The sequence below is a fragment of the Arthrobacter sp. SLBN-53 genome (genome assembly GCF_006715585.1).
GTDB classification, from domain to species: domain Bacteria; phylum Actinomycetota; class Actinomycetes; order Mycobacteriales; family Mycobacteriaceae; genus Mycobacterium; species Mycobacterium neoaurum_A.
This window is the reverse complement of record NZ_VFNN01000001.1, coordinates 1,188,702-1,201,483: the sequence shown is the minus strand read 5'-3', so window position 1 is coordinate 1,201,483 and position 12,782 is coordinate 1,188,702. Positions and strand designations below refer to the sequence as shown.

The following is a 12,782-nucleotide window of genomic DNA, read 5'->3' as shown; positions in this document are numbered from 1 at the left end:
GCTCGTAGTACTCGGCGTTCTAGCTTGTTTGGTTAAGAAGCAGCCCCGCGAGACATTGCGCCCGGAGTCGACGTTTGCGCGAGGTATCCATGCCCGACCGAGTTGAGCCCATCCCGTCCCCGTGTGTCTGCTCCGAATCGTGGCATGACACGACGGTCGTCGTCAGCTGCGCCGGAGCCATCGACATGGTGACCGCGCCGACGTTGCAGCAGGTCATCGCTGCCGCGCTGAAGAAACAACCGACGGCCGTGATCGTGGACCTGACCGATACCGAGTTGCTGGCCTCCTATGGCATGTCGGTGCTGGTGGAGACCCATCAGCAGCTGATACCGGAGGTGCCGCTGGTGGTGGTGGCCGATGGGCCGATCACCCGTCGACCCCTTGAGCTGGTCGGCCTGGCCGATGTCCTGACCATCCGGCCGAACCTGGGTGCGGCGTTCGACGAGCTACAGACGACCACGGACTGACACCGACTCGGCGTGACGTGTCGGTGGGGCGCGTTATGGTCGGGTCAGACGACATCGGGTTGGCACCCGCGGACCCGCACATGGACCCGCACATGGTGAAAAAGCACCCCCGACAGGATTCGAACCTGCAACCTACGGGGTAGAAACCCGCTGCGCTATCCGTTGCGCCACGGGGGCAGATCGGACAGTCGTAATTTACACCTCATCGCCTCCCTTTCAGCAACCGACGGCAGGTACATCAGCCCTGTGGGTTGGTGCCCGGGAGGAGGCGGTCGATGGCTTCGCACCACACGAAGGACAAAGGCGATCTGGGCGTCGCGAAGGCGTTCTCGGATCTGGTGGCCAAGGGGTACACCGCGGCGTTCCGCGATCTGCAGGACCCACCCGGGAACACGTGCGTCTCGGCGTGAGGGCTGGCGAGGTTGCGCGCTCCCAGCGAAAGGGGCGTCGCGTCGCCGCGACGCCGACTAGCGTGGACGCTGCACAAAGGGCGTTATCAGGAGGAGAGTTCGCGCGATGAGCAGAGTGCCGTTGGATGCGGCGGGGCTGCCCCAGAAACTGAACGGCGTCGACACGCTGCTGCACCGCGGTGAGGCCAATCCGCGGACGCGGTCCGGGATCATGGGTGTCGAACTGCTTGACACGACTCCCGATTGGGAGCGGTTCCGGGCGGTGTTCGAGCAGGCCTCCCGCAAGGTGCTTCGGCTACGCCAGAAGGTGGTGATGCCGACGCTGCCGACCGCGGCCCCGCGCTGGGTGGTCGACCCGGACTTCAACCTCGACTTCCACGTCCGAAGGGTCAGGGCACCCGAGCCGGGCACCCTGCGCGAAGTCCTCGACATCGCCGAGATCGCGCTGCAGTCGCCGATGGACATCACTCGCCCGCTGTGGAGCGCCACCCTCGTCGAGGGTCTGTCCGACGGCCGGGCAGCCACCATCCTGCACCTCAGTCATGCCGTCGCCGACGGCGTGGGCACCGTCGAGATGTTCGCTCACATCTACAACCTGGAGCGCGATGTCGAGGTCGGTGAGCTTGCGCCGCTGCCGATTCCGCAGGACCTGTCGTCCAATGACCTGATGAAGCTGGGGCTCAATCGGATGCCCATGAAGATCACCAACAGTGTGCTGGGTCTGGTCGGCGGCGCGGTGCATGCGGTCACCAACGTCGTCAGGGACCCGGCCGCGGCGGTCAGCGGCGTCGTCGACTACGCACTGTCGACCACTCGGGTATCGCGACCGGTGGCCGACCATTCGCCATTGTTGCGCCGGCGCAGCCTGAGCTCGCACAGCGAGGCGATCGACATCGTGTTCGCCGATCTGCACACGGCTGCCAAGGCCGTCGGCGGTTCGATCAACGACGCCTACCTGGCAGGCCTGTGCGGAGCTTTGCGGCACTATCACGTGGCCAAGGGCATGCCGATCGACACGTTGCCCATGGCCGTACCGGTCAATCTGCGCTCCGGCGACGACCCGGCCGGCGGAAACCGTTTCGCCGGTGTCAATCTCGCCGCACCGATCGGTATCGCCGACCCGGAACGCCGGATCAAGGCCATTCGATCGCAGATGACCAGCAAGCGCGAGGAACGGGCGATCGACATGGTCGGCTCGATCGCTCCGATAGCCAGCTTCCTGCCCGACGCCGTGCTCGAATCGGTCGCCGGTTCGGTGGTGAACTCCGATGTCCAGGCATCCAATGTTCCCGTCTATCCCGGCGACACCTACATCGCCGGGGCGAAGGTGCTGCGGCACTACGGACTTGGCCCGTTGCCAGGTGTGGCGATGATGGCCGTGCTGGTCTCGCGAGGCGGGTACGTCACCATCACGACCCGCTACGACCGGGCCGCCATCATCGACGGACAGCTGTGGCAGCGCAGCCTGGTTCGGGGCTTCGATGAGGTCCTGGCCCTCGGTGGGGACGGCCGTACCGAGGCCGCGTCGTTCACCGTGTCCGAAACCGAGCCGTCGAATGGGAGTGCCGCGCAATGAGTCCCGCCGATGGCGAATCGCAGGTGATGCGGCTGCCAGGAACGGTCGCCGAGATCGAGGCCAGCCCCGAGGGCTCGCAGGTAGGTGCCTTCTTCGACCTGGACGGCACGCTGGTGGCCGGGTTCACCGGTGTGCTGATGACCCAGGATCGGCTGCGCCGCGGGCAGATGAGCGCGGGTGAATTCATCGGGATGGTGCAGGCCGGCATCAACCACCAACTCGGCCGTTCGGAGTTCGAGGACCTGATCGGCAAGGGTGCCCGGATGCTGCGCGGCAACTCGATCGGTGATCTGGACGAACTGGGGGAGCGGCTGTTCGTCCAGCACGTCCGCGACCGCATCTACCCCGAGATGCGCGCAATGGTGCGCGCCCACCAGGCCCGCGGACACACCGTCGTGCTCAGCTCCAGTGCGCTGACCGTGCAGGTGGAGCCCGTCGCCAAGTTCCTGGGCATCGACAACATCCTGAGCAACAAGTTCATCGCCGACGACGACGGACTGATCACCGGCGAGGTTGCCGAACCGATCATCTGGGGGCCCGGCAAAGCCCATGCGGTACAGAAGTTCTCGGCCGAGAACGGCGTCGATCTCGCGAAGAGCTACTTCTACGCCGACGGCGATGAGGACGTCGCGCTGATGTATCTGGTCGGTAACCCGCGCCCGACCAACCCGGCCGGGAAACTGGCCGCGGTGGCAGCCAAGCGCGGATGGCCGATCCTCAAGTTCACCAGCCGCAGCGGCAGCAGCCCCATCTCGCAGATCCGCACCCTGGCCAGCCTGGCCACCATTCCCACGGTGGCCGCCGGTGCCATCGGGCTGGGGTTGCTGACACGCAACAAACGGGTTGGCGTCAACTTCTTCACCTCCAACTGGAGCAAGCTGCTGATGCTGACCACCGGCATCGGGCTCAATGTGCTCGGCGAGGAGAACCTGACCAAACAACGGCCCGCGGTGTTCATCTTCAATCATCGCAACCAGGCCGACCCGATGATCGCCGGCCGTCTGGTCAACACCGACTTCACCGGTGTGGGCAAAAAGGAGCTCGAGCGCAACCCGCTGATGGGTCCGCTCGGCAAGGTGATGGACGCGGCGTTCATCGACCGCGAGGACACCCAGTCCGCGGTCGAGGGCCTGCACAAGGTGGAAGAGCTTGCCAAGAAGGGGCTTTCGATCCTGATCGCACCGGAGGGCACCCGGTTGGACACCACCGAGGTGGGCCCGTTCAAGAAGGGACCGTTCCGCATCGCGATGGCCGCGGGCATCCCGATCGTGCCTATCGTCATCCGCAACGCCGAGGTCATCGCGGCCCGCGACTCCAGCACGTTCAACGCGGGCAAGGTCGATGTCGCCGTCTTCCCGCCGATACCCGTCGACGACTGGACCCACGACGACCTGACCGAGCGGATTGCCGAGGTGCGCCAGCTGTATCTGGACACGCTGGCAGCGTGGCCCGTCGGTGAGCTGCCCGACCATGCCGTCTACCGCAATGGGAAAGGACGCCGGTGAAAACGGTCGCTGAGGATTTCGCCACCTTCAGTCCGACCGGAGACACCCTGGTGTTGGCCGCGGTCGGTTCGCCCGCCGAGCAGGAGTTGCTCGACCACTGGCTGGCCCAGCAGCAGCGTGAGCGCCCCGAGGCCCGGGTCGAGGTGCTACTGCTACCCGATCATTCCGATGATCCACCCGCCACCGTGATGGCCCGGTTGGTCCAACTGCTCTCGGCGGACCCGGACCGATCCGTCGTGCCGGTGCGCATCTTCTGGGTGCCCGGAGGATTGCCCACCCGGTCCAAGGTGGTGGCCCTGATATCCGGCCGCGACACCTATCGGCCGCCGGAGCTGCTTCAGCGCCGGATCCTGCGCAAAGACCCGGCCCGCGCGCGGGTGGTCGCCGGTGAACCGGCCAAGGTCTCCGAGCTCCGCCAGCAGTGGCAGGACACCACGACCGCCGAAAACCCGCGAGAATTCGCCCGCTTCGTCATCCGCAGGGCGATTCTGGCCATCGAGCGCGTCGAGCTGCGACTGCTCGGCCCCGAATACAAGTCGCCGCGGCTGGTGAAGCCGGAGATGCTGGCCTCATCGCGGTTCCGGGAGGGATTGGACCAGATCCCCGGGGCCACCATCGAGAAGGCCGGGGAGATGCTCGACGAGCTCTCCACCGGCTGGAGCCGGTTCTCGGTCGACCTGATCCCCACGATGGGCCGGGCGATCTTCAGCCGTGGTTTCGATCCGCACATCGACTACGACAGCGCCGAGATCGAGGCCATGCGTGGGGCACTGGAGGTCCACCCGGCGGTTCTGCTGTTCTCCCACCGCTCCTATCTGGACGGTGTCATCGTCCCGGTCGCCATGCAGGAGAACAGGTTACCGCCGGTGCACACCTTCGCCGGGATCAACCTGTCCTTCGGCTTCATGGGCCCGATCTTCCGGCACTCCGGTGTCATCTTCCTGCGCCGCAAACTCGACGACCCGCTGTACAAGTACGTGCTGCGTCAATTCGTCGGCTACATCGTGGAGAAGCGGTTCAACCTCAACTGGTCCATCGAGGGCACCCGGTCGCGGACCGGAAAGATGTTGCCGCCCAAGCTCGGTCTGTTGTCCTACGTCGCCGACGCCTATCTCGACGGCCGCAGTGAGGACATCCTGCTGCAACCCGTGTCGATCAGTTTCGACCAGCTGCACGAGACCGCCGAATACGCCGAGTACGCCCGTGGCGGGGAGAAGACGCCCGAAAGCGTCAGCTGGCTCTACAACTTCATCAAGGCCCAGGGCGAACGCAACTACGGCAAGATCTACGTCCGGTTCCCCGAAGCGGTCTCGATGCGGCAGTATCTCGGCGAGCCCAACGGCCCCATCGCCACCAGCCCCGAGGCCAAACGGCTGGCCATGCAGAAGATGGCCTTCGAGGTGGCCTGGCGCATCGTGCAGGTCACCCCTGTCAACGCCACCGGGCTGGTCTCGGCGCTGCTGCTTGCCGCGCGCGGGGTCGCGCTGACCGTCGACCAGCTGCACCACACCTTCGCCGACGCCCTGGATTACCTTGAGCGCCGCGAGATCCCAATGACCAACAGCGTGTTGCGATTGCGTACCAAGGAGGGCGTGCGCGCAGCGGTGGATGCGCTCTCGGGCGGGCATCCGGTCACCAGGGTCGACGGCGGTCGCGAACCGGTGTGGCGGATCGCGCCGGAGAACGAACACGAGGCGGCGTTCTACCGCAACTCGATCATCTACGCGTTCCTGGAGACCTCGATCATCGAGCTGGCGCTGGCGCATGCCGCGACCGCCGAGTCCGATTGGCTCGACGCGTTCTGGTCACAGGTGCTGCGCCTGCGCGACCTGCTCAAGTTCGAGTTCTACTTCGCCGACTCGGTGGCCTTCCGCGAGAACGTCACCCGGGAGATGAGCTGGGTGGACGGCTGGGAGGACCGCATCGCCGAGGGCCCCGAGTCGATCCTCGAGCTGCTGCGGGTCAAGCAGCCGCTGTTGGGCGCGGCCATGTTGCGTCCGTTCTTCGAGGCCTACGAGATCGTCGCCGACGTGCTGCGCGATGCGTCATCCGAGATCTCCGAACCCGATCTGACCAAACTGGCGCTCGGCGTCGGGCGCCAGCATGTCGCCCAGGGCAGGGTGCGCAGCGCCGAATCGGTATCGGCTCTGCTGTTCGCCACTGCCCGGCAGGTGGTCGCCGATCAGAACCTGCTGCGTCGTGCCCCCGATCTGTCCGAACGGCGCCAGGCCTTCCTCACCGAGATCCGCGGAATTCTCGCCGACCTGAACACCGTCGAGAAGACGGCGTTCCGCCAGTACCGCCGGCGCGAGCGGGAGTCACGCCGCCCCACGACCGGCTGAGACCCCCGCCTACCCTTGACGGCATGACTACCGTTGCGACCCCGGTGCGCGTGCGCACCGTCTGGCCGACGCTGTGGGGTGTCGCATTGCTGGCCGGGGCGGTCGCCGCCGGTGTCGGCGGCCTGTCGCTCGTCGACGCGCTGGCCGCCACCGGGCTGCCCAACCCCGGCCCCGCCACCACCTACGGGCTCCCGTTCGTCCGGGCCGCCGGCGAGATCGCGGCCGCCATCGCCGTCGGCTCCTTCCTGATGGCCGCATTCCTGGTCCCGCCGCAACGCAGCGGGGTGTTGGACGTGGCCGGGTACCGGGCGTTGCGGACCGGGACCGTCGCCGCCGGCGTGTGGACGGTGTGCGCGGTGCTGTTGGTGCCGCTGACCGTCTCCGATATCACCGGCGCCCCGTTGGTCGAGCGGCTCAATCCGGTCGACATCTGGACCGTGGCCAGCATGGTCGAAACCGCGGGCACCTGGCGTTGGACGGCCCTGATCGCGGGCATCGTCACGCTCGCCAGCATCCCGGTCCTGCGCTGGTCGTGGACGCCGGTGCTGCTGGCCGGATCACTGATCACCCTGCTGCCGCTGGCGCTGACCGGACACTCGTCCTCGGGCGGCAGCCACGACATCGCCACCAACAGCCTGCTCATCCACCTGATCGCCGGAGTGCTGTGGGCCGGCGGATTGCTGGCGCTGTGGGCGCTGGCGTTCCGCGGGGGCGAGCACACCGACCTGGCGGCCCGGCGGTTCTCCCGGATCGCCGTGTGGTGTTTCTTCGCCATGGCGGTATCCGGTGTCGGTAACGCCCTGGTCCGGATCCAACCGTCCGATCTGTTCACCCAGACCTACGGGTGGCTGCTCGTCGGCAAGATGACCGCACTGCTGGCCCTCGGCGTCCTGGGCTGGCTGCAGCGCAGGCGCAGCGTCACCGCGCTGGCGGCGGACCCCACCGCGCGCGGCCCGCTGATCCGGCTGGCATTGGTCGAATCCCTGATCTTCGGTGTCACCTTCGGGCTCGCGGTCGCGCTCGGCCGCACCCCGCCACCGCCGCCGGTGCGGTTGCCATCGATCACCGAGGTCGCCATCGGGTACGACCTGTCCGGCCCGCCGACGCTGGCCCGAATCCTGTTCGAATGGCGCTTCGACCTCATCTTCGGCACCGCGGCGATCATCGCGGCCGTCGTCTACGTGCTCGCGGTGGTGCGGCTGCGCCGGCGTGGTGACGCCTGGCCCGTCGGGCGCATCATCGCCTGGCTGCTGGGTTGTGCGGCGCTGTTGTTCGCGACATCCTCGGGCCTGGGCCGCTACATGCCCGCGATGTTCAGCGTGCACATGACGGCCCACATGCTGTTGTCGATGCTGGTGCCGGTGCTCCTGGTGCTCGGCGCACCGGTGACGCTGGCGCTGCGCGCGCTGCCCACCGCCGGCAAGGATCGACCGCCCGGTCCGCGGGAGTGGCTGCTGGCCGCGTTGCACAGCAAGGTGTCCCAGTTCCTCACGAACCCGATCGTGTCGACCGCGATCTTCGTGGCGGGGTTCTACGGTCTGTACTTCGGCGGCATCTTCGACGTCGCGGCCGACAGCCACGGTGCCCACCTGGCGATGAACCTGCACTTCCTGCTCAGCGGTTACCTGTTCTACTGGGTGGTCATCGGCGTGGATCCCACCCCGCGGCCGATCCCGCCGCTGGGCAAGCTCGCCATGGTGTTCGGCTCACTACCGCTGCACGCCTTCTTCGGGGTGGTCCTGATGGGGATGAACACCGTGCTCGCCGGCGACTTCTACCGTTCACTGCGGTTGCCGTGGAACCCCGATCTGCTTGCCGATCAGAAGCTCGGCGGAGGTATCGCCTGGGCAGCCGGTGAGGTGCCGTTGGTGCTGGTGATGTTGGCGCTGCTGATCCAGTGGCGACGCAGCGACAACCGTGCGGCCAAGCGGCTCGACCGGGCCGCCGACCGCGACGAGGACGCCGAGCTGGCGGCCTACAACAACATGCTGGCCAAGCTCGCCGATATCGACAGCGGCAACAAGACCTCGTAGCGAAGACCTGGTAGCGAAGACCTGGTAGCGAAGACCTGCGAGCGGCCTCAGCTGCCGTAGCTCACCGTGATGGTCCCGTCGCGGTTCACCCCCGCGCGCGGTGCCGGGTCCTGGCGCACCACCCGGGCACGCCGGTCGCCGCCGGCGTCCACATCGGGGCCCTTGAGCAGTCGGCCGGTGAACCCGAGCGCCTGCAGCTGCTGCAGGGCGTCGCCGTAGAACAGCCCGGTCAGGTCCGGCATGGGGAACTGGTTCCCGCGGGACACCTTCAGCGTGATCGGGGCGTCGGTGGCCACCGACGCCCCGGGCGCCGGATCGGTGCCCGCCACCTCACCTGCGGGCAGCACCCCGTCGGTGTCGGCCTGCAGGATCGTGGTGAAACCGGCGGTGTTCAGGTTCTTGGTGGCCTGCTCGACGGTCTGGCCGGTCACATCGGGTAGCTGCCGCGATGACGGCCCCGACCCGACCATGATGACGATCTCGTTGCTGGTCGCCGAATCCTGGCCGGCGGCGGGTTCGGTGCCGATGGCCCGGTCGAGCTGTTCGGCCGTGGAGGCCTGCGGTTGGCGGCGGACGCGATCGAACCCGGCCTCCCGCAGCGCCCGCACGGCATCCTCGTAGGACATCGACGCGACATCGGGCACCCGCCGCTGCTCCGGCCCGGTCGACACGTTGACGGTGATGTCTCCGCCCTCGGAGACCGACGAACCCGCGGCCGGGTCGGTGGCGATCACCTGACCGGCCTGCACCGTGCCGTCTGGCATGGAGTCGACCGTGGGATTCAGGCCGCGGTCCTGCAGTTGGCTCACCGCGGCCGCACGGTCCAGACCCGTGACATCGGGCACCTGGACCCGGTTCATCGCGCCGACGACATAGACGCCACCGACCACCAGCGCCAGCACCGCCGCGAGCGCGCCGCCGATGGCCCAGCGCCGGGACCTGCCGCGGGCCTGCTGCGCGGGCATCTGCAGGGTGAGTGGCCCGGCGGGCTCACCCGTATCGGGCGGATCGAGCTCGTCGGCCTGCGGCGTGGTGGCCACCGGACTGCCGCCGGCACTGACCCGGCGGATGTCTGCCTGCAGGTCGGCGGCGCTCTGGTAGCGCTTGCCCGGCTTCTTGGCCAGCGCCGTCAAAACCACCGCATCGAGCTCGGGGGAGATGCCGGGGTGACGCTTCGACGGCGCGACCGGGCGTTCCCGGACGTGCTGGTAGGCCACCGACAACGGGGTGTCGCCGGTGAACGGCGCCTGCCCGGTGAGCATCTCGTAGAGCACGCAGCCGAGCGAGTACACATCCGTGCGGGCGTCGACCTGCTGACCGCGCGCCTGTTCGGGGGAGAAGTAGGCCGCCGTGCCGACGACCGCCGAGGTGGCCGTCAGCCGATCACCGGTGGTGGCGTTCATGGAGCGGGCGATCCCGAAGTCCATCACTTTCACCGCACCGTTCGGGGTGACCATGATGTTGGCCGGCTTGATATCGCGGTGCACGATGCCGCGGCTGTGGCTGAACTCCAACGCGGTGCAGACCCCGTCGATGATGGCCATCGCCTGGGCCGGGGGGAGCGTCCCGTGCTGCTGGATGAGCTGGCTGACGGTCATGCCTTCGACGTACTCCATGACCAGGAACGGCAACATGCCGGTCGCGGACTGTGCCTCGCCGGTGTCGTATACCGCGACGATCAACGGATGGTTCAGTGCCGCGGTGTGCCGAGCCTCACGCCGGAACCGTTGGGAGAAGTTCGGGTCGCGGGCCAGATCGGCACGCAGGATCTTGATCGCCACGTCGCGATGCAGCCGGATATCGCGTGCCCGGTGCACCTCCGACATGCCACCGAAGCCGAGCAGTTCGCCCAGCTCATAGCGGTCCGTCAGACGTTGCGGCATGGTCATTGCGCGCGTCCGATCACTGCGGTGCCCTCATCTGCCACACCGTCGATCATCGCGCAAAGCCCCGCGGCCGGTGGCTGGTGGGCGGTACCCGGGGAGTTATCCACAGTTGCGGATTCATCCACAGCACCACCCGCGGCGGGCGCGTACCGCGCTGCCGTGTCGGCTGGCGACGGGTCAATGGGTGCACAGGCCGGTGCGAACCCGGCACCGTGCACGACCGAAAGGCATGTCATGTTCGAGACCCCGTTTTCCATTGTCGGCACCGTCGCCACCAACCCTGTCGCCAGGCGCGTCGGTGATCAGGACTTCGTCCGCTTCCGCGTGGTCAGCAATTCGCGGCGCAAGATGCCCGATGGCAGTTGGGAGAGCGGCACCTCGCTGTTCGTCACCGTCAACTGCTGGGGCAAGGTCGCCGAGGGCATCACCAGCGTGCTCTACAAGGGGGATCCGGTGGTGGTGCTCGGGCACATCTACACCGACGAATACGAGGACAAGGACGGAAACCGCCGGTCCTCGGTCGAGGTCCGCGCCAATTCGGTGGGGCCCGATCTGAGCAGATGCCGGGTCAAGCTGGAACGCACCCGCGCGGCCGGGATCCCGGCACCGCGCGACGAAGCCGACAACGAGGACACGGCCCCGGATGTCGTCCCCGGTGCGGCGGCCGAGCAGGGGCTGTCCCTGTCGGCGTAACCCGGAGTTCGGCCGGTGCCTAGGATGGGATGCGAGTTTTACGCGATCTGCAGCCAGACGAAAGGCATGACGACGGCATGGCCGAATTCATCTACACGATGCGCAAGGTGCGCAAGGCGCACGGCGACAAGGTCATCCTTGACGACGTCTTCCTGAACTTCCTCCCAGGCGCCAAGATCGGCGTTGTCGGACCCAATGGCGCCGGTAAGTCCAGCGTCCTCAAGATCATGGCCGGCATCGATCAGCCCAACAATGGCGACGCCTTCCTCCAGCCCGGAGCGACGGTCGGAATCCTGATGCAGGAGCCCGAGCTCGACGAGACCAAGACGGTCCGGGAGAACGTCGAGGCGGGCGTCGCCATCAAGGCCAAGCTCAACCGGTACAACGAGGTCGCCGAGCTGATGGCGACCGACTACACCGATGAGCTCATGGAGGAGATGGGCCAGCTGCAGGAAGAGCTGGACGCCGCCGACGCGTGGGATATCGACTCGCAGCTGGAGCAGGCCATGGATGCGCTGCGCTGCCCGCCGCCCGATGAGCCGGTCACCCACCTCTCCGGTGGTGAGAAGCGCCGCGTCGCACTGTGCAAGCTGCTGCTGAGCAAGCCCGACCTGCTGCTGCTCGACGAGCCGACCAACCACCTCGACGCCGAGAGCGTGCTGTGGCTGGAACAGCACCTCGCCGCCTACAAGGGCGCCATCCTGGCGGTCACCCACGATCGTTACTTCCTCGACAATGTCGCCGAGTGGATCCTGGAACTCGATCGCGGTCGCGCCTACCCGTATGAGGGCAACTACTCCACTTACCTGGAGAAGAAGGCCGAGCGCCTGGAGGTGCAGGGCAAGAAGGACCAGAAGCTGCAGAAGCGGTTGAAGGAAGAACTTGCCTGGGTGCGCTCCGGTGCCAAGGCCCGTCAGGCCAAGAACAAGGCCCGCCTCGACCGTTACGAGGAGATGGCTGCCGAGGCCGAGAAGACCCGCAAACTCGACTTCGAGGAGATCCAGATCCCGGCCCCGCCGCGACTGGGCAACACCGTGGTCGAGGTCAGTCACCTGGACAAGGGTTTCGATGGTCGCATCCTGATCAAGGACCTGTCCTTCACCCTGCCCCGCAACGGCATCGTCGGCGTCATCGGTCCGAACGGTGTCGGTAAGACCACGCTGTTCAAGACGATCGTCGGCCTCGAAGAGCCCGACAGCGGCACCGTGAAGGTCGGCGAGACGGTCAAGCTCAGCTACGTCGACCAGAGCCGCGCCGGCATCGACCCTAAGAAGAACGTCTGGCAGGTCGTCTCCGACGGTCTGGACTACATCGAGGTCGGCCAGAACGAGATCCCGTCACGGGCATATGTGTCGGCGTTCGGCTTCAAGGGACCGGACCAGCAGAAGCCCGCGGGCGTGCTCTCCGGTGGTGAGCGCAACCGGTTGAACCTCGCGCTCACCCTGAAAGAGGGCGGCAACCTGATCCTGCTCGACGAGCCCACCAACGACCTCGACGTCGAGACGCTGTCCTCGCTGGAGAACGCGTTGGAGAATTTCCCCGGCTGCGCCGTGGTCATCAGCCACGATCGCTGGTTCCTGGACCGCACCTGCACCCACATCCTCGCGTGGGAGGGCGATGACGACAACGAAGCGAAGTGGTACTGGTTCGAGGGCAACTTCGGCGCCTACGAGGAGAACAAGATCGCCCGTCTGGGCGCTGACGCGGCCCGCCCGCACCGGGTCACGCACCGCAAGCTGACTCGCGACTGAAAACCTCGGTCACGAAGACTGAAAACAACGAAATGGTTGCCGGATGATGACATCCGGCGACCATTTCGTCGTTCAGACGGGGGTGAACCGGCGGGACTGCGACCAAACGCCGCACGAGG

The 12,782-nt window shown here is 67.0% G+C and carries 9 protein-coding genes and 1 tRNA gene; 8 read left to right on the top strand and 2 right to left on the bottom strand.

Features of this window, described 5'->3' with window-relative positions:
* The first annotated feature begins 89 nt into the window (after positions 1-89).
* Positions 90-467: an STAS domain-containing protein gene (locus FBY28_RS05690; RefSeq protein WP_141865018.1), complete on the top strand. Its 378-nt coding sequence runs from the start codon at positions 90-92 to the stop codon at positions 465-467.
* A 104-nt stretch (positions 468-571) separates the two neighbouring features.
* Here the strand turns inward: FBY28_RS05690 and FBY28_RS05685 are convergent.
* A tRNA-Arg gene (locus FBY28_RS05685) sits at positions 572-644 on the bottom strand.
* 98 nt (positions 645-742) lie between these two features.
* On the opposite strand from FBY28_RS05685, the gene FBY28_RS26145 reads away from it, so the two are divergent.
* From FBY28_RS26145 to FBY28_RS05665, 5 genes are all read left to right on the top strand, one after another.
* Positions 743-877 carry a hypothetical protein gene (locus FBY28_RS26145; RefSeq protein ID WP_286177779.1) on the top strand — a complete coding sequence of 45 codons (135 nt, stop codon included), beginning with the start codon at positions 743-745 and terminating at the stop codon, positions 875-877.
* A gap of 106 nt (positions 878-983) precedes the next feature.
* A complete protein-coding gene (locus FBY28_RS05680; RefSeq protein ID WP_141865016.1) occupies positions 984-2,453 on the top strand; it encodes a wax ester/triacylglycerol synthase family O-acyltransferase in 1,470 nt (489 codons plus the stop codon).
* Positions 2,450-3,958, top strand: a complete 1,509-nt coding sequence (locus tag FBY28_RS05675) for an HAD-IB family hydrolase (RefSeq protein ID WP_174241543.1) — start codon at positions 2,450-2,452, stop codon at positions 3,956-3,958. The genes FBY28_RS05680 and FBY28_RS05675 overlap by 4 nt, the downstream gene beginning before the upstream one ends.
* Entirely contained in the window at positions 3,955-6,300 is a 2,346-nt protein-coding gene (locus FBY28_RS05670; protein ID WP_141865014.1) for a glycerol-3-phosphate 1-O-acyltransferase, read from the top strand. The genes FBY28_RS05675 and FBY28_RS05670 overlap by 4 nt, the downstream gene beginning before the upstream one ends.
* 23 nt (positions 6,301-6,323) lie before the next feature.
* On the top strand, positions 6,324-8,333 hold the full coding sequence (locus FBY28_RS05665) for a bifunctional copper resistance protein CopD/cytochrome c oxidase assembly protein (protein WP_141865012.1): 2,010 nt from the start codon (positions 6,324-6,326) through the stop codon (positions 8,331-8,333).
* A gap of 47 nt (positions 8,334-8,380) precedes the next feature.
* Here the strand turns inward: FBY28_RS05665 and pknB are convergent, their stop codons facing one another.
* Positions 8,381-10,222: a Stk1 family PASTA domain-containing Ser/Thr kinase gene (gene pknB / locus FBY28_RS05660; protein WP_141865010.1), complete on the bottom strand. Its 1,842-nt coding sequence runs from the start codon at positions 10,220-10,222 to the stop codon at positions 8,381-8,383.
* A gap of 231 nt (positions 10,223-10,453) precedes the next feature.
* Here pknB and FBY28_RS05655 point away from each other — a divergent pair, with 231 nt between their 5' ends.
* Both FBY28_RS05655 and ettA read left to right on the top strand, forming a co-directional pair.
* Complete coding sequence (locus tag FBY28_RS05655) at positions 10,454-10,912, top strand: single-stranded DNA-binding protein (protein WP_216847515.1); 459 nt, start codon at positions 10,454-10,456, stop codon at positions 10,910-10,912.
* A gap of 77 nt (positions 10,913-10,989) precedes the next feature.
* On the top strand, positions 10,990-12,663 hold the full coding sequence (ettA, locus tag FBY28_RS05650) for an energy-dependent translational throttle protein EttA (RefSeq protein ID WP_019512148.1): 1,674 nt from the start codon (positions 10,990-10,992) through the stop codon (positions 12,661-12,663).
* Positions 12,664-12,782: the final 119 nt, after the last annotated feature.